The organism is Bacillus sp. CZDM1 (assembly GCF_055502545.1).
On record NZ_JBUESO010000001.1, the window covers coordinates 724,862 to 742,167 of the forward strand.

A 17,306-nucleotide genomic window follows, 5' to 3' on the forward strand; every position below is an offset into this window, starting at 1 on the left:
CCTCTTATGACTGAAAGGAAGCCTGCGGTACATGAACCAATGCTTCTTTGGTTTCGGCTGCTTTCGTTTGTTTTTCAACAAGCTCTTCAATCCTGAATATTTTCATAAATAATTCCAATGCCTCATCAGCATCTGGACGAGCAGCCAATTCTTTTGCTTGTAAAATAGGATCTTTTAATAGCTGGTTGATAATACTCTTTGTATGTTTATTTAAGACTTTTCGATCACGATCTGATAAATTAGGAAGCTTGCGTTCAATACTTACCATTGTTTCAGCTTGAATGGCAAGTGCCTTATCTCTAAGCGCCGAGATAACAGGAACAACCCCCAATAGTCCTAGCCATTGCTTGAAATCAACAATTTCCTTTTCAATCATCAGCATGATGACTTGAGCCGCTTTCTTACGCTCCTGAAGGTTTGCCTCAACAATTCCTTCTAAATCATCGATATCATATAAAAATACACTTTCAAGCTCAGCAATTCTTGGATCCAAGTCACGCGGTACGGCAATATCAACCATAAATAATGGCTTACCCTTACGCTTTTTCTCGACTTTTTCCATCATTGTTTTGGTAATAACAAAGTCCTTTGCACCTGTAGAGCTGATGAGGATATCTGCATCAACCAATGATTTTTGTAGTTCCTCAAGAGTTTTAGCCTCGCCGGCAAATCGGTTTGCCAGAACCTTCGCTTTTTCATACGTACGATTAATCACGGTAACTTTCCTAACTCCATTACCATGAAGATTTTGGGCTGCCAGCTCGCCCATTTTGCCTGCACCAAAAATTAAAACATGCTTATTCTCAAGTGAACCGAAGATTTTCTTTGCTAGTTCCACTGCAGCATAGCTGACAGAGACCGCATTTGCGCCAATATCCGTTTCAGCATGTCCACGCTTCGCAAGAGTAATCGCCTGTTTAAATAATTGATTGAATACCGTACCCGTTGTTCCTAGCTCTTGAGCTAACATAAAGCTCGTACGAACCTGCCCCAAAATTTGAGTTTCCCCTAAAACCATTGAATGAAGACCGCATGCTACCTTAAATAAATGCTCAATGGCACCATCTTCCTCATAAACAAATAGAAAAGGTGAAAACTCAGATTGTTCGATTCCGAACCATTCAGATAAAAACTCTTTAATATAATAGCGGCCAGTATGCAGCTGATCTACAACCGCATAAATTTCTGTGCGATTGCAAGTGGATACGATTATATTTTCAAGAATGCTTTTTTTCGTGTTTAATTTTTTTATCGCATCTCCAAGGTCGGATTCGTTAAATGTCAACCGCTCACGGATTTCCACAGGGGCAGTTTTATAGTTTAAACCTATCACTACAATATGCATTTTGTTACCACACCCCCAATAAGTAATACAATAACTACTAATACATTATTAACTAGTCTGATTATAACACGGGTTTTTTCAACATTTACCCGAAAAATGTGAACAGAAAACGAAACATTATGTTACTATATATAGGAAAAAAGTTAAGTAATAAATAAAAATATCATCTTATGTACAGTACCAAAAAAAAGAAAGTTATTCAAGTATACCTTACTGAAAGTGGTGTTAAAATGAAGAATCAGCGCATTTTCCCTGGAATCATTCTTATAGGCTTTGGTGCCTATCTCTTCCTACAACAGTCTGGATTTACTGCTTTACAGACATTGTATTCATGGCCAACACTTCTTATTATCGTAGGCGTCGCTTTTTTAGGACAGGGATATTCTGCAAAGGATCATGAAGCAATTCTGCCAGGAGTCATCATTGCAGGCTTCGGTCTTCATTATCATATTGCCGGCAAAATTTTAATCTGGCCCAATAACACCATCGGGATGCTTGTATTGTTTATTTCCATTGGTTTCTTTCTTCGTTTTCAAAAAACAAATAATGGCTTGTTTCAAGCCTTTCTCTTTCTAGTATTGGCATTATTGCTATTATTTTACGACAAAGTTGCAGAATATCTCGGATTACTTCAAAATGGCCTAAGTTTTGTATGGAAATTTTGGCCAGCCATTATTATTCTGGTAGGAATTTATTTTCTTTTCAGGAAGAAAAAATAAACGTCAGGCAGCTGAGCCTGACGTTTTTTCCTTACATATAACTTTTTAAAATGGACCATGCCTGATCTTTGCCTTCACCAGTTTCAGATGAGAAAAGAACGATTTGGTCATTTTCATCTATATCGAGCGTTTCTTTTGTAACCTTTAAATACTTCTGCCATTTCCCTCTAGGAATTTTATCTGCTTTTGTCGCGATGACAACGCAGGGAATATCATAATGCTTCAGGAAATTATACATCATAATATCATCCTGTGTGGGCGGGTGGCGTAAGTCGACGATTAAAACTGCCGCTCTTAATTGCTCACGAGAGGTAAAATATGTTTCAATCATTTTCCCCCATGCTGCCCGCTCTGATTTGGAAACCTTAGCATATCCATAACCAGGGACATCAACAAAATGGAGAATCTCATTAATAAGGTAAAAATTCAGCGTTTGAGTTTTACCCGGTTTAGAAGAAATTCTTGCTAAGCCTTTTCGGTTAAGCATTTTATTGATAAAGGAAGACTTACCTACATTAGAGCGTCCTGCTAAGGCAAATTCTGGCAAGTCTGTTTCTGGGTACTGCGCTGGCCTTACGGCACTGATGACGATATCGGAACTAACTACTTTCATTGCAATCCACCTTCTACGAGTGCATGCCTTAAGACTTCATCGACATGCGAAACAAGCACAAACTCTATTTCATTTCTAACACTTTCTGGGATGTCATCGATATCCATTTCATTATCCTTCGGAAGGATGACCTTTGTTAAACCTGCTCTATGCGCACTGAGCGTTTTCTCTTTTAATCCGCCAATTGGAAGCACGCGTCCTCTAAGGGTAATTTCTCCTGTCATTCCTACTTCACGGCGAATCGCTCTGCCAGTAAGGGCCGAAACAAGAGCTGTCGCCATTGTGATTCCTGCAGAGGGACCATCCTTCGGTACAGCACCTTCTGGAACATGAATGTGAACATCATATTTTTCATGAAAATCTTCTTCAATGCCAAGCTCACCGGCTTTAGAACGGATATAACTAAAAGCAGCCTGAGCTGATTCTTTCATAACGTCCCCTAGTTTTCCGGTTAACACAAGTCTTCCTTTACCAGGAGATAAAGAAACTTCAATTTGCAGTGTATCTCCACCGACAGTCGTATAAGCTAGACCGGTGGCAACCCCGACTTGATCTTCTGTCTCCGCTTGACCATAGCGGAACTTTGGTTTGCCTAGGAAATCCTCAACATTCTTTTCCGTAACGATGACTCGCTTTTTCTCACCTGAAACCACAATTTTTGCTGTCTTCCGGCAGATGGTCGCCATTTGCCGTTCAAGGCTCCGGACCCCAGCTTCACGGGTATAATACCTGACTGCCTTCAGAATCGCATCATCGCGTACTTGAAGGATTCCTTTTGTAAGCCCATTTTCTTTAATTTGCTTCGGTAGCAAATGATCTCTTGTGATATGAACTTTTTCGATTTCCGTATAACCAGCAATGGTGATAATTTCCATTCTGTCTAATAGCGGACCTGGAATCGTTGACAGGTTATTAGCAGTTGCTATAAACATGACTTTGGAAAGGTCGTATGTCTCTTCAATATAATGATCACTAAAATTATGGTTTTGTTCCGGATCCAATACCTCAAGCATGGCAGAGGATGGATCGCCTCGGAAGTCACTTGACATCTTATCAATCTCATCTAATAAAAAGACAGGATTAATCGTGCCAGCTTTTTTCATTCCCTGAATAATCCGGCCAGGCATCGCTCCAACATAGGTTCTTCGATGACCGCGAATTTCAGACTCATCACGCACTCCGCCAAGGGACACACGGACAAAATTTCGATTTAATGAATTGGCAATCGAGCGTGCTAAGCTTGTTTTACCTACTCCTGGGGGTCCAGCTAGACAAAGGATTGGACCTTTTAAGGAATTCGTCAGTTTTTGAACGGATAAAAACTCCAAGACACGTTCCTTTACTTTTTCAAGTCCAAAATGGTCCTGATTGAGAATTTTTTCGGCACGAAGAATATCAATATCATCATCAGTCTTCTTCGACCAAGGAATCGTAATCAGCCATTCAATATAGTTTCGAATCACAGCACTTTCTGCTGAGCTTGATGGCACTTTTTCATAGCGGTCAAGTTCTTTTAATGCAGTCTTCTGTACATGCTCAGGCATGCCCGCTTTGTTTATTTTTTCCGTGAGTTCGGCGATTTCACCTGTTTTTCCTTCTTTATCGCCTAATTCCTTCTGAATGGCCTTCATTTGCTCACGCAGGTAATATTCCTTTTGCGTTCTTTCCATGGAACGTTTTACACGCTGACCAATCTTCTTTTCAAGATTCAGCACTTCTTTTTCATTCTGAATCGTATCGATAACCATATTCATACGTTCTTTTACATCAATCGTTTCAAGTATTTCTTGTTTTTCCTTCAGCTTGATTGGCAAATGGGAAGAGATAATATCTGCCATTCTTCCTGGTTCTTCAATATCTACAACTGAGGCATAGGTTTCAGCTGAGATTTTTTTAGATAACTTTATGTATTGCTCGAAATACTCAAGCATTGTTCTCATTAAAGCCTGATCTTCAACATCCTTTGTTGTAGACTCCTCATATGTCACAATGCTGACAGCATAATATTCTTCCTGATCATGAAAGGATTCAATTTTTGCTCTGTTCAGCCCCTCAACCAAAACCCTGATGGTACCATTCGGGAGCTTTAGCATTTGTTTAACCTTCGTTAACGTCCCAATCTGGTATAAATCCTCTTCAGAAGGATCGTCTATTGCAATATCCTTTTGTGTGGTTAAAAAAATTAAATGGTCATCTACCATCGCTTTTTCAAGAGCTTCAACCGATCTTTCACGGCCAACATCTAAATGAAGGACCATAGTCGGATATACAAGCAACCCTCGAAGCGGCAGGAGGGGGACGATCAATTCTCTATCTTTCGCCATTAAATTGCACCTCCACATGCATAAATCAATCTTTCCCGCTTTAATAGCAGAAATCGTCTTTGTACAATTCTATCTCATTTGCAAATATGTGTCTAATATTACGAAAGTGACAGAAATAAGTTTGTCAATATATTATTAATTTTCCCCAAGTAAGAGGATTTCTTTCGTCCTTTCCTGATAAAAAAACACTTCGGTTAGGACAACCGAAGTGTTATCTGTTAAATCGATTCTTTTTTAGAAAGTTCTATGGACGCAGGTATAACCTCTTTATGTGCGAGATTGCTGACAAGTGCAATGTCAAATACTTCACTTAAATGGGTAACAGGAACAATTCTGATTCCCTTTATTTCATTTAATATCGATTGCATATTTTCTTCTGGGATAATAACGGTTGTTGCTCCCGCTTTTTGAGCTGCCTTTACCTTAGGGTATACCCCGCCGATTGGCTTCACATTGCCATGAATGCTTATTTCTCCCGTCATCGCAACTTTGTTGTCAATCGGAGTTTTATAGATGGCAGAATAAATTCCCGTTGCCATCGCTATGCCCGCTGACGGACCGTCAATCGGAACCCCGCCTGGGAAATTAACATGAATATCAAAATCACCTGCTGGAACACCCATTGACCGCAGGACGGTAATCACATTTTCAATCGATCCACGTGCCATACTTTTTCGGCGAATGGATTTACCCTGCCCGCCAATGCTTTCTTCATCAACAATTCCGGTAATGTTTATAGTTCCTTTATCCTTCGCTGGGATAACTGTTACCTCGATTTCAAGCAGAGCCCCTGTATTTGGACCGTAGACAGCTAGTCCATTTACCAGGCCAATCCTGGAATCGTCATTGATTTTTCTTTCCATCCTTGGTGACAGTTGACTAGAGTGAGCGACCCATTCTAAATCTTCGTCTTTGATAAATTCGCGTTCATCAGTAATCGCCAGCCCTGCAGAGATTTGAATCATATTAACGGCTTCACGACCATTTCTTGCATATGTAGATAATATCTCTAATCCAGCTTCACTAATGTCTAGTTTCACTTTTTCAGCCGCTTTTTTTCCAACTTGAATGATTTCTTCCTGTGTTAAATCTCTAAAAAACACTTCCATACAGCGAGAACGAATCGCTGGCGGTATTTCACTTGGAGTCCTTGTTGTTGCACCAATTAAGCGAAAGTCTGCCGGCAGTCCATTTTTAAAAATATCATGGATATGAGTAGGAATTTGGTTATTTTCCTCATGATAATAGGCACTTTCAAGAAAAACCTTCCGATCCTCAAGTACCTTTAAGAGCTTGTTCATTTGAATCGGATGCAGCTCGCCAATCTCATCAATAAACAGGACACCGCCATGGGCATTCGTGACGGCACCTTGCTTCGGCTGGGGAATTCCAGCCTGGCCCATCGCACCTGCACCCTGATAAATCGGATCATGAACAGACCCAATTAGGGGATCGGCTATTCCCCTTTCATCAAATCGGGCTGTGGTTGCGTCCAATTCAATAAATACTGAGTTTTGTTTGAATGGTGATTTTTGAACTTTTTTGGCTTCTTCTAAAACTAAACGAGCGGCAGCTGTTTTCCCTACCCCGGGCGGTCCATATATAATCACATGCTGAGGATTTGGACCACATAATGCTGCTTTTAGTGACTTTATACCATCCTCTTGTCCAACAATATCTTCAAAGCTTGTAGGGCGTACTTTTTCAGCTAATGGTTCTGTTAATGAAATTGATCTCATTTTTCGAAGCTGTTCCATTTCCTTACGGGATTCCCGATCAATGGAAACCTTTTGTGTCCGCTGGTTCCTTAGCAAATTCCAGAAATACAGCCCAATAATAATTCCAAAAAACAGCTGTATAAATAAGGCAATCCCCGTCCAACTCATAATTTTCCCTCCTGCTACAAGTATACTCAATAGATATTAATAAGTATTTCCTGCATAGAGGTGGAATAAACCACTATTTGTAAGAAACTGTTTAGAATGGAAGGTATATTTTACCTAAAAAAGACTAAGCAATATTCGCAGAATGAAAATTCAAATTGGAAAATAAGGAAAAATTTATCTATTCTTTGTGAGAAAATTCTATATAATAGATTTAGGTGGAGCACTCCCATGTATCGGGGCTCCATTTTTATTAGATAAAAAGATGGGGGCGAACATGCAATGTCTAATGAAAATGAGGTTTTATTAGATAAAGGAAAACAAAATGATTCAAGAAAAATAAAAGTAGAAAAGAAAGAGGGAGAACCGACTCCAGCTTTCATAGGGGCTTCTTGGGCAGCGCTATTAATAGGTGTTTCGGCTTATTTCATAGGTTTGTTTAACGCAGCGATGCAATTGAACGAAAAAGGTTATTACTTTGCAGTTTTAATTTTTGGACTTTATGCAGCGGTATCTTTACAAAAAGCAGTACGAGATAAAGAAGAGGGAATACCGGTTACCAATATTTATTATGGTATTAGTTGGTTGGCAATTATTGTCTCTATTTCATTAATGGGTATCGGTTTATACAATGCAGGAAGTATCGACCTAAGCGAAAAAGGTTTTTATGGCATGTCATTTGTACTTAGTTTATTTGCAGCGATAACGGTGCAAAAGAATATTAGAGATACACAGCGGGCAAGAGAAAGAAATTAGTTTTTCTTAGGACGACAGTGATTTGTCGTCTTTTTTCGATTTAAAAATGCACAACAAAAAAGCAGAGATAACTCAATTTCGAATTATCTCTGCCTAGCAGCTTTTAGCTATTGGTCTCATGTGTTACTTTATTAAGCAGATTTCTCTTCTGCTACAACAGTTCCGTCCTCTAGGACAAGCTTCGGAAGACTATTGTCGATTACCGTATCTTTAGTAATGATACATTTCTGGATATCATCACGAGAAGGCAGATCAAACATAACATCCAGCATGATTCCTTCAATAATAGAACGTAGTCCGCGGGCACCTGTTTTGCGCTCAATCGCCTTCTTCGCGATTTCGCTTAGTGCGCCTTCCTCAAATTCCAATTCTACCTCATCGATTTCAAGCATTTTTTGATATTGCTTAACTAATGCATTCTTAGGCTTCGTTAAGATTTCAATTAATGCTGACTCATCTAACTGCTCAAGACTTGCAATAACAGGCAGACGGCCGATGAATTCAGGAATTAATCCGAAGCGGAGTAAATCCTCAGGTAATACTTTAGAAAGAAGCTCTTTCTGCGTAATATCCACCTGCTTAATGTCCGAACCAAAACCAATCACCTTTTGGCCTAAACGGCGCTTAATAATCGGTTCGATGCCATCAAATGCTCCACCGCAAATAAATAAAATATTGGTTGTATCGATTTGAATAAATTCTTGGTGTGGATGTTTACGTCCGCCTTGAGGTGGAACGCTCGCAACCGTACCTTCTAGAATTTTCAACAATGCTTGCTGTACACCTTCACCAGACACATCTCTCGTGATCGAAGGATTTTCTGATTTACGGGCAATTTTATCAATTTCATCAATATAAATAATACCCTTTTCAGCCTTTTCCACATCGTAATCAGCAGCTTGAATCAATTTTAAAAGAATATTTTCAACGTCTTCCCCAACATAACCAGCTTCCGTTAGAGACGTTGCATCCGCAATCGCGAACGGCACATTCAGAATACGTGCTAATGTCTGAGCTAATAAAGTTTTACCACTTCCAGTTGGTCCAATCATAGCAATATTACTCTTAGAGAGCTCAACGTCATCAATCTTACTATTAGAATTGATACGCTTGTAATGATTGTAAACTGCAACCGATAGCGATTTCTTAGCTTGATCCTGACCAATAACGTAATCATCAAGAATCTCACAAATTTCTTTTGGCTTTGGAACATCTTTGAATTCTACTTCCTCTTCTGTTCCAAGCTCTTCTTCAACGATTTCTGTGCAAAGCTCGATACACTCGTCACATATATAAACACCTGGTCCGGCCACCAATTTACGAACTTGGTCTTGTGTCTTTCCACAGAATGAACACTTTAATTGGCCTTTTTCATCATTAAATTTAAACAATTCTTTCACCCCTTGAGAACGTGTTATAACCCTATTTAAAGTTGCGTAACACAAACAAAAATCCGCTTTTTTTCGAAACTATTCAGTGGTATGTATTGCATTGTAACACATGGACCTAGCGGACTGGTAATAAAAAGCTTTTCAACTATGTTTTTTATGGAAGCGCATTTTTGTTTGGACACCCTTTAAATGATTCCTATGTACCCATTAAGCATAACCACTTTTTAATAAAATCAATCTTTCTTGAAGCGTGTTTTACTTAATTCGATATGTAATCCTGTTTTTCCTGCATATGATATTTGTTCTTCTTGCTTGTTAAAAAGGTTTCCCTGTCTTTATTATAATATGTAATTGAAAAAATGTATAAAAACAGGCACGATATAATCGTGCCATGTTTTTACAATTATTATTATTTTTTATTTTCGATTAAGAATTCAACAGCTTTTTGCTTTTGAAGATCGCCTTTGATACCTTCAAGGCCGCCAAGTGCTTGCTTAATGTTATCAACTGTCATGTTGTACATGCCAGCCATTTTTTCAAGCTCAGCATTAACATCTTCGTCAGATGCTTCAATGTTCTCAGCTTTTGCAATTGCTTCAAGAGTCAAACCAACGCGAACGCGGTTTACAGCTTCTTCTTTCATTTGCTCACGTAAAGCATTTTCATCTTGACCTGAGAATTGGAAGTAAAGCTCAAGGTTCATTCCTTGCATTTGTAAACGCTGCTCGAATTCTTGAAGCATGCGGTTTACTTCGTTTGTAACCATAACTTCTGGAACTTCAACCTGTGCATTTTCAGCAGCTTTTTCTACTAAAGAATCACGTAGGTTGTGTTCAGCTTCATGCTTCTTGCTATCTTCTAAACGAGTTTTGATTTTTTCTTTTAATGCATCTAATGTTTCTACTTCATCATCCACATCTTTAGCAAACTCGTCATCTAATGCAGGAAGTTCTTTTCCTTTAATTTCATGAAGAGTTACTTTGAATACTGCTGGCTTACCTGCAAGTTCAGCTGCATGGTACTCTTCAGGGAAAGATACTTCTACGTCTTTAGATTCGCCAGTAGCCAATCCTACTAACTGCTCTTCAAATCCTGGAATGAATGAACCAGAACCTAATTCAAGTGAATGATTTTCAGCTTTTCCGCCTTCGAATGGTTCACCATCAACGAATCCTTCAAAATCAAGAACAACAGTATCGCCAAGTTCAGCAGTACCTTCTTCTTTCACTACAAGCTCAGCTTGACGGCTTTGAAGAGTTTCTAATTCTTTTGCTACATCTTCGTCTGTTACAGTAGTGTCGAACTCTTCTACTTCTAATCCTTTGTACTCGCCTAATGTTACTTCAGGCTTAACTTGTACAGTCGCTTTGAAGATAAGTTCTTTACCTTTTTCCATTTGCTCGATATCGATATCAGGACGGTCGATTGGGTCGATGCCTGCTTCGTCAATTGCATTTCCGTACGCTTCTGGAAGAAGAATATCTAATGCATCTTGATAAAGTGATTCTACACCAAAACGCTTTTCAAACATTGGACGAGGCATTTTTCCTTTACGGAAGCCAGGTACATTTACTGTTTTAACAACTTTATTAAAAGCTGCCGTTAAGCCTTCATTTACTTTTTCAGCGCTTACTTCAACAGTAAGGACACCAGTGTTTCCTTCTAATTTTTCCCATTTTACTGTCATACTATTTCCCTCCAACAATCTATTATCATTTCATTCGTAACGAAATTGACAGGATAATGAATTCATCCTCTTTTTTTATGTAAAAGATAGTTTTTACACAAAGCAACCCTTACATTATAACACAGGATTTTTTTCTTTCAACAGAGTTACCTATATATTGGGATAAGAAATTTCTTCTAATTCTCGTATTTTTACAAGTGCCTGCTCTATTTTTTCTGGTGTAATCTCGTATTCATTTGATAGATCACTTAAATCCGAATCCATTCCAATATAACCAAGCACGAGTAGGTGAAAAGCACCTGCCCAGGCTGAAGCATCTTCAGGTGTGAACTCAAATGGATAGCTGATGAAAAATATCCGTTCTACCATTCCTTTAATATTTTCAAAAAGATAGGGGTCACTATTTTCCAATCTTTTTTCTAGCAGCTTTTCTATTTCTATCATTCTTGGCTGCGATTGGATGTCTGGAAGTTCTGCAGGTACAACACTTTGATCCTCACTAAACTTTTTAACCATAATTTTCTTATCATATTCCTGTTCTTTTAATAGGGACAGCAGCATGGTTTTTAAAAAAGGATGCCCCGAGTCTGAGTTAAGATAATCTTTGATTTCGTCCATGTATGGACGAATATTCTTTTCCGCCAAACTTGAAATCGCAAGCATTTGCTCATTCAGACTTTTTAGAGATGAAAGGTTGAGTTCTTTTGAATTGTTATCTTCTTTTGGTTCTTCAATCGGCTCCTGATGACTGTCATTATCTGCCATTCGTCTGCTGAATTGCAGGATGGTCAGGAAATGATCATGCCTTTCTGGTGGAATCTCCTTTTCGTCAAAGAGGGCTTCAATAGTTGAGACAATTTCCTGGTATTCGTGCAGCTGTATTAAAATGGTCAGGTATAGGTCAACCATATGAAAATAGTCGCCAATTCCTTTTAGCAGCATTTCGTTCGCCAGTTCCCTGGCTTTTATATAAGCTCCCGCTTCAAAGTATGCGAGCACGAGACCTATTAAAATATCACTATTTTCAGGGTCATGCTCCCTTGCTTCCTCCAGCAGGGTGATGGCTTCTTGATACCTCTTACTTTGCAGGCTCTCAAGGCCCTTATCCGTTAATCTCTTTTCGAGTCCGGGAAGGAATATGATATTGTCTTTTCGTTTCGCTCGTTCCCGTTTTTTCATATGTATACCGTCCTCTGCATGAAAAGCGTCAGCGCCTTGGTAGGGGCGACTGACGCTTGCGGGCCTGCTGGTGAAGTCCGTTCTTTGACTTCATTAGCAGGACCGAAGCGACTCGAGCCCCTAGGCGCTAAAGCTAGACATATTCTATATGGAAATTAGTTTAGCATGAATTGAGTGAAAAACAAAAAAACTCACCTTCTGCAGGTGAGTAATAAGTTTTGGTATGTAGTTAAATGGCGTCCCAGGAGAGATTCGAACTCCCGACCGTACGCTTAGAAGGCGTATGCTCTATCCGGCTGAGCTACTGGGACGTATTAGTATTTCAAAGACAAGATTTATTATATAATCCATATCGATTAAAGTCAACACTATTTTAAAAGTTTTTTTGAATATTAAAATGGGGGGGAAGAAATAAATCTTCCCTCATTTTTTCGGTAAGGCAAATTCAAATGCTAAATCCTTGAGTTCCTGTCCACTGATGTCAAATACGGACATTTTGACCGATTCATCCAGTAATTCAAGAATCACATAGGTTTTTTCGATGCGTTCCCGTGGCAAGCGTATGCTGCCAGGGTTCAAAAACAACGTACCCCCAATAACTTCCGCTCCCAATAAATGAGAATGGCCAAAACAGGCGATATCTGCATCAACTTCTGCTGCTTTGTATTGTAAGTTCATTAATGATGACTTTACCGAATACTTGTGACCATGCGTTATGAAAAATTTTCTGCCAGCAATCTCAGTTGTTGTTTCTAATGGATAGTTTCCAAAATCGCAATTACCCTTCACAGTCAAATAACCATTCATCACTTTTTCGTCAGGCATCATTTCGGAATCACCGCAATGAATCATTAAATCCACTTCGTCCAAATGCCGCTCCCTTAATACCTCGAGCTCTCTCGTTAAACCATGGCTATCACTAACAACAAGAACCTTACTCATTATTAATCCGCTCTTTCCACGATAGAATCTAAGATACCCTCAAGCTTTTTCAATGCATTGGCACGATGACTTATTTTATTCTTTTCATCCGAAGATAGTTCTGCCATTGCACAGGCTTTTTCCGGCACATAAAAGACGGGGTCATATCCAAATCCATTTGTTCCCCTTTGTTCTTCCAGAATTCGTCCTTCACAAGTTCCGGACACAGTAATTGTCTCATTGCCTGGCCATGCTACAGCAAGAGCACAATAAAATCGAGCGGTACGATTTTCTTCAGGAACTCCCTGTAGTTCATTTAGAACCTTTTCAAGATTTTTTTGATCATCCTTTGGCTCTTCACCCGCATAACGTGCTGAATAAATCCCAGGTCTGCCTTCTAACGCATCCACGATTAAGCCGGAATCATCGCCAATCACCATTTTATTTAATTGCTTCGAAACAGCTTCTGCTTTTAATGCTGCATTCTCTTCAAAAGTGGTACCTGTTTCTTCTACATCCTCCATTTCAGGGTAATCAAGCAGTGTCTTGACTTCAATCCCTCTTGGAGCAAAAATATGTTCAAATTCTCGAGCCTTACCTGGATTTTTGGTGGCAATAATAACTTCCTTCATACTCCATATCCCCTTATTTCTTTCGTCTTGCTTCGATTTTTGCCGTAATTTCTTCTCCTAATGCAGTTTTTTGGTGTTCAAACAGCTCCATTAGCCCTTCTTGTGCTGCACCCAGCATATCTTGAAGCTGTTGATAAGAGAAGGTGGATTCTTCGCCGGTTCCCTGTAATTCCACGAATTCCCCATTTCCCGTCATCACGATATTCATATCTACTTGTGCTTTGGAATCTTCTGCATAATTCAAATCAAGAACCGTTTCGTTATTTTTTAAAACTCCGACACTGGTGGCCGCTAAGTAATCTGTAATCGGAAACTTCATATTCTTTTTTTCACCAAGTCGATGAAGGGCAATCGCCATCGCGACAAATGCTCCTGTAATGGAAGCAGTCCTTGTTCCGCCATCCGCTTGAATAACATCACAATCAATCCACACCGTTCTTTCTCCTAATGAAGATAAGTCAACGATCGCTCTTAAGGCGCGTCCAATTAAACGCTGGATTTCCATTGTTCTTCCGGTAACTTTCCCTTTTGATGACTCACGAATATTTCTTGTTTCAGTTGCCCGTGGCAGCATGGAATATTCGGCAGTAATCCAGCCTTTTCCTTCACCGCGCATAAAAGGTGGAACCCTCTCCTCAATGCTGGCTGTGCAAATTACCTTTGTATTCCCCACAGAAATAAGGACAGATCCTTCTGGATGCATTAAATAATTTGTTTCAATATGTATTGGTCTTAATTGGAATGACTCCCTGCCATCAACTCGCATATTATTTCCTCCTTGTTGTAAGATTCCCACATGTTTTTCTAACCCAAATAAAGAAGAGGCGGCCTTAAGGCTACCTCCCTAATTGTCACTATATAGTATATCAAAAATACATTTTTAAAAACTACCTGTATTGACTTTTTCTGGGCGAGTAACTGGTTCAGATAATTTATCGCCTTTATCATTTACCAAATCAGCCTTGCCATCTACTGTTACGGCAACACTTTCAATTCCTTTTTGCTCAGTCAATGAAAGAACAAGTGCGTTTAGTAAATGCTGAGAAACAATTTTTTCTTCAAAGCTTCCGTAGATGGATTCATTAAAGTTCAAGGTAACTTTTCCATCTTCAACTTTTGGTGCCTCTAGAAGCTCCACGTCAGGCATAAACTCTGAAGCAAGATTAGACTTTGCATTTGGTCCTTTCACCAATTCATTTACGACCGCAACAATATTATTTTTCTCACTCGTATTTACCCGCTTTGTTACAGGTACATAATAGTACGAATCTTCTTCACCGCCGATATAATAGACGGTTACTGGCTTCGTGTTCGTGATATCCATTACGCCTGCGGTATCAATGTTGATTCCAGTTGCTCTTGATAGATTTTCACTAATCGGTGTGCCGTTAACAGGCATTTCCGTTAATTCATGTCCATTCATTTGAAGCTTTACCTTGTTCACTGTGTCAAATTGGGTAAGCGTCCATGTGATTGATTCGAGAATTTTTCTTTCATCCTCAGGCTGGTAATTCTTAAACTCCTTCGAGAAATCGACTACCGCTACACCATCTTTAATGTTAACAGAAATTTGAGTTTCTTCAGGTAAGACAGCACGGAAATCATTTGGAAGCATATTTGTAACTGGTCCATTAGCAACTAAGTGTTCTAATGCTTGCTTCGCTACAGAGCTTGTTTTCGGCAGCGTTAATGTTTGCGGTACTACTAACCCATCTTTATTAATTAAGTATAACTCTGTTTTCACTGTTCCTTCGACTTCTTCACTCTTACCAGTGGTTTCCTTAGTTGGGGTAGTATCGGTTACTGTTACCTGTTTTGGCGGATCAACTTTTTTCTGTACTTCTTTCCCGAACAAACCGCACCCCGATAATAGAAGTGTTGAAGCAAAAACGGCTGTAACAAGGGGTTTCACTTTATTTTTTGACATATTTTTTCCCTCCTAAGACAGTTTGTACTATCATGTATACGAGCCTATTAAACTAATTAGACCGCCTTTGGAAAAGAAAATAGGACATTCTTTCATTTTTTTCAAAAAAAATTAAGCTCCTGTAAAGGGAGCTTAATTATAATTTAATCTTATTGACATTAATATTGGGTACACCAAGCCACTGAGAAGCTATTTTTGAAAAAATATACTTCGAACCTGTCGTGTAAAATTCATGTTCAGCTGCGTCCTCATCTGTTTCGAGGATCCCATTATAGTGAAGAATTGCACTAATCTCCCTTGCCGTTTCATCCCCAGAACTGATGACATTAACTTTTTCGCCCATCACTGTTTGAATTAGTGGTTCGAGTAAAGGGTAATGGGTACAGCCAAGGATTAGTGTATCTAAATTTTTATTTTGCAGCGGCTTTAGCGCTTCGACGACGATTCTCTCCGCTAATTCCCCGTCATATTCCCCACTCTCAACAAGAGGAACAAATTTTGGGCAAGCTTGTCCTGTTACATATAAACGGCTGTTTAGCGCTTTTAACGCTTTCTCATAAGCACCACTTTTGATGGTTCCTTCAGTCCCAATTATTCCAACTCGATAGTTCTTTGTGCGCTTGATAGCAGCTCGTGCTCCAGGGTAGATTACTCCGAGAACTGGAATCCTTAACTCATTTCTAATTTCATCAAGAACCGCTGCCGTTGCCGTGTTGCAGGCAATAACGAGCATTTTTATATTTTTTTCTAACAAGAATGTAGTCAGTTCCCAAGTGAATTTTTTAACTTCCTTTAGAGGTCTTGGGCCGTATGGACACCGGGCCGTATCTCCCAAATAAATAATTTTTTCATTCGGAAGCTGTCTCATGATCTCTTTCGCAACCGTTAATCCACCAACTCCGGAATCTATGACACCAATTGGTTGTTTCAAAATTCTCGCCTCTACTTTAACGCATATCTTGATGCAGTTTCATTAAATTGGTTTGAAATTGTTGAACTTCTTCTGAGGAGAAGTTGGCTAAAACTTCCTCTAAGTATACTTGTCGTTTCTTTATAACTTCATCTATTATTCTTTCGCCCTCTTCAAGGAGGTGAATTCTGACGACACGGCGATCCTTAGGATCCTTCACCCGGACAACCAGTTGATTTTTTTCCATCCGGTCTACAAGGTCTGTCGTCGTACTGAAGGCCAAATACATTTTAGTAGACAGCTCTCCAATGGTCATATCACCATCCTCAAAAAGCCATTGCAGTGCTACGAATTGCGGCGGAGTAATTTTATAATGACTAAGCATTTCTCTGCCCTTTTGCTTAATAATTCCTGAAATATAACGTAAGTCCTTTTCTATTCTCGCGACAATTTCATCGCTAATCTTTTGTGAATTTTCGACAGTCATTCTATAACACTCCTATACGAGACGTCCCTTTGCCATGATTTCGCAGAATTAGCGCTTCATAATCTTGCTCTTATTTTCTACTTTTTTCGCTAAAATTTCAAGCTGGAATCCATCTCTTTACAAAATACATGTTGATTTATATGTATAAATCCTTATAAAAACATGAACCGGCTCCCTTAGGAAGCCGATCATGATTAAAGTTCTAGCTCTCCCATACGAAGGAGCTCTACAACTGCTTGTGAACGCCCCTTTACACCAAGCTTTTGCATGGCATTGGAAATATGATTTCGAACCGTCTTCTCGCTTATAAATAATTCACCAGCGATCTCCTTAGTAGTTTTATCCTGTACTAAGAGTTCGAATACTTCTCTTTCACGTTTGGTGAGTAACGGCTTGTGAGTATATTCATTCTCCTTCAAGTATTGTGACCCTCCTTGCCTTCGCCAGTTATGAACCGTGGGTGGGTATATATTTAGTCACGATATCATATGTGAATGTCACAACTGTAGTGACTAGAATTACTAAAGAAGAA

16 protein-coding genes and 1 tRNA gene are annotated in these 17,306 nt (G+C 39.3%); 2 read left to right on the forward strand and 15 right to left on the reverse strand.

Annotated features, from left to right (window positions below; genetic code table 11):
- Window positions 1–4 precede the first annotated feature (4 nt).
- Entirely contained in the window at window positions 5–1,345 is a 1,341-nt protein-coding gene (hemA, locus tag ACY3XC_RS03865) for a glutamyl-tRNA reductase (RefSeq protein WP_464867340.1), read from the reverse strand.
- Window positions 1,346–1,575: 230 nt separating this feature from the next.
- Between hemA and ACY3XC_RS03870 the strand changes: the two genes are divergently transcribed.
- Entirely contained in the window at window positions 1,576–2,064 is a 489-nt protein-coding gene (locus tag ACY3XC_RS03870; RefSeq protein WP_464867341.1) for a LiaI-LiaF-like domain-containing protein, read from the forward strand.
- A gap of 31 nt (window positions 2,065–2,095) precedes the next feature.
- Here the strand turns inward: ACY3XC_RS03870 and yihA are convergent, their stop codons facing one another.
- The 3 genes from yihA to lonB form a co-directional block, all read right to left on the reverse strand.
- Entirely contained in the window at window positions 2,096–2,677 is a 582-nt protein-coding gene (yihA, locus tag ACY3XC_RS03875) for a ribosome biogenesis GTP-binding protein YihA/YsxC (protein ID WP_464867342.1), read from the reverse strand.
- A complete protein-coding gene (lon, locus tag ACY3XC_RS03880; protein ID WP_464867343.1) occupies window positions 2,674–5,001 on the reverse strand; it encodes an endopeptidase La in 2,328 nt (775 codons plus the stop codon). Before lon ends, yihA begins: the two co-directional genes overlap by 4 nt.
- A gap of 218 nt (window positions 5,002–5,219) precedes the next feature.
- On the reverse strand, window positions 5,220–6,887 hold the full coding sequence (gene lonB / locus ACY3XC_RS03885; protein ID WP_179157305.1) for an ATP-dependent protease LonB: 1,668 nt from the start codon (window positions 6,885–6,887) through the stop codon (window positions 5,220–5,222).
- Between the two features lie 279 nt (window positions 6,888–7,166).
- On the opposite strand from lonB, the gene yiaA reads away from it, so the two are divergent.
- Window positions 7,167–7,640, forward strand: coding sequence for an inner membrane protein YiaA (gene yiaA, locus ACY3XC_RS03890; RefSeq protein WP_464867344.1), 474 nt, complete (start codon window positions 7,167–7,169; stop codon window positions 7,638–7,640).
- Window positions 7,641–7,771: 131 nt separating this feature from the next.
- Here yiaA and clpX read toward each other — a convergent pair whose 3' ends face one another.
- From clpX to gerE, 11 genes are all read right to left on the reverse strand, one after another.
- Window positions 7,772–9,031, reverse strand: coding sequence for an ATP-dependent protease ATP-binding subunit ClpX (gene clpX / locus ACY3XC_RS03895; protein WP_179157307.1), 1,260 nt, complete (start codon window positions 9,029–9,031; stop codon window positions 7,772–7,774).
- Window positions 9,032–9,440: 409 nt separating this feature from the next.
- Complete coding sequence (gene tig, locus ACY3XC_RS03900) at window positions 9,441–10,718, reverse strand: trigger factor (protein WP_464867345.1); 1,278 nt, start codon at window positions 10,716–10,718, stop codon at window positions 9,441–9,443.
- A gap of 150 nt (window positions 10,719–10,868) precedes the next feature.
- On the reverse strand, window positions 10,869–11,897 hold the full coding sequence (locus ACY3XC_RS03905) for a tetratricopeptide repeat protein (protein ID WP_464867346.1): 1,029 nt from the start codon (window positions 11,895–11,897) through the stop codon (window positions 10,869–10,871).
- A gap of 234 nt (window positions 11,898–12,131) precedes the next feature.
- Window positions 12,132–12,208: transfer RNA gene (locus tag ACY3XC_RS03910), tRNA-Arg, on the reverse strand.
- Window positions 12,209–12,320: 112 nt separating this feature from the next.
- Window positions 12,321–12,839, reverse strand: coding sequence for a metallophosphoesterase family protein (locus tag ACY3XC_RS03915; protein ID WP_464867347.1), 519 nt, complete (start codon window positions 12,837–12,839; stop codon window positions 12,321–12,323).
- A 2-nt stretch (window positions 12,840–12,841) separates the two neighbouring features.
- Window positions 12,842–13,450 (reverse strand): XTP/dITP diphosphatase, encoded by a 609-nt coding sequence (locus ACY3XC_RS03920; RefSeq protein WP_464867348.1) that lies wholly within the window; start codon window positions 13,448–13,450, stop codon window positions 12,842–12,844.
- 13 nt (window positions 13,451–13,463) lie between these two features.
- The gene (gene rph, locus ACY3XC_RS03925) at window positions 13,464–14,216 is read right to left on the reverse strand and encodes a ribonuclease PH (protein ID WP_464867349.1); all 753 of its coding nucleotides are present in this window, start codon (window positions 14,214–14,216) and stop codon (window positions 13,464–13,466) included.
- Window positions 14,217–14,330: 114 nt separating this feature from the next.
- Window positions 14,331–15,377 carry a GerMN domain-containing protein gene (locus tag ACY3XC_RS03930; RefSeq protein ID WP_464867350.1) on the reverse strand — a complete coding sequence of 349 codons (1,047 nt, stop codon included), beginning with the start codon at window positions 15,375–15,377 and terminating at the stop codon, window positions 14,331–14,333.
- A gap of 136 nt (window positions 15,378–15,513) precedes the next feature.
- Window positions 15,514–16,308, reverse strand: a complete 795-nt coding sequence (gene racE / locus ACY3XC_RS03935) for a glutamate racemase (RefSeq protein WP_464867351.1) — start codon at window positions 16,306–16,308, stop codon at window positions 15,514–15,516.
- 16 nt (window positions 16,309–16,324) lie between these two features.
- Window positions 16,325–16,774 (reverse strand): MarR family winged helix-turn-helix transcriptional regulator, encoded by a 450-nt coding sequence (locus ACY3XC_RS03940; RefSeq protein WP_464867352.1) that lies wholly within the window; start codon window positions 16,772–16,774, stop codon window positions 16,325–16,327.
- 194 nt (window positions 16,775–16,968) lie between these two features.
- Window positions 16,969–17,193, reverse strand: a complete 225-nt coding sequence (gene gerE, locus ACY3XC_RS03945; RefSeq protein WP_009796032.1) for a spore germination transcription factor GerE — start codon at window positions 17,191–17,193, stop codon at window positions 16,969–16,971.
- Between the last annotated feature and the right edge of the window lie 113 nt (window positions 17,194–17,306).

What these genes read in the sequence shown, in the direction of transcription:
- hemA (WP_464867340.1), bottom strand. Translation starts at nt 1,345, where the DNA reads ATGCATATTGTAGTGATAGGTTTAAACTATAAAACTGCCCCTGTGGAA.
- ACY3XC_RS03870 (WP_464867341.1), top strand. Translation starts at nt 1,576, where the DNA reads ATGAAGAATCAGCGCATTTTCCCTGGAATCATTCTTATAGGCTTTGGT.
- yihA (WP_464867342.1), bottom strand. Translation starts at nt 2,677, where the DNA reads ATGAAAGTAGTTAGTTCCGATATCGTCATCAGTGCCGTAAGGCCAGCG.
- lon (WP_464867343.1), bottom strand. Translation starts at nt 5,001, where the DNA reads ATGGCGAAAGATAGAGAATTGATCGTCCCCCTCCTGCCGCTTCGAGGG.
- lonB (WP_179157305.1), bottom strand. Translation starts at nt 6,887, where the DNA reads ATGAGTTGGACGGGGATTGCCTTATTTATACAGCTGTTTTTTGGAATT.
- yiaA (WP_464867344.1), top strand. Translation starts at nt 7,167, where the DNA reads ATGTCTAATGAAAATGAGGTTTTATTAGATAAAGGAAAACAAAATGAT.
- tig (WP_464867345.1), bottom strand. Translation starts at nt 10,718, where the DNA reads ATGACAGTAAAATGGGAAAAATTAGAAGGAAACACTGGTGTCCTTACT.
- ACY3XC_RS03905 (WP_464867346.1), bottom strand. Translation starts at nt 11,897, where the DNA reads ATGAAAAAACGGGAACGAGCGAAACGAAAAGACAATATCATATTCCTT.
- ACY3XC_RS03915 (WP_464867347.1), bottom strand. Translation starts at nt 12,839, where the DNA reads ATGAGTAAGGTTCTTGTTGTTAGTGATAGCCATGGTTTAACGAGAGAG.
- ACY3XC_RS03920 (WP_464867348.1), bottom strand. Translation starts at nt 13,450, where the DNA reads ATGAAGGAAGTTATTATTGCCACCAAAAATCCAGGTAAGGCTCGAGAA.
- rph (WP_464867349.1), bottom strand. Translation starts at nt 14,216, where the DNA reads ATGCGAGTTGATGGCAGGGAGTCATTCCAATTAAGACCAATACATATT.
- ACY3XC_RS03930 (WP_464867350.1), bottom strand. Translation starts at nt 15,377, where the DNA reads ATGTCAAAAAATAAAGTGAAACCCCTTGTTACAGCCGTTTTTGCTTCA.
- ACY3XC_RS03940 (WP_464867352.1), bottom strand. Translation starts at nt 16,774, where the DNA reads ATGACTGTCGAAAATTCACAAAAGATTAGCGATGAAATTGTCGCGAGA.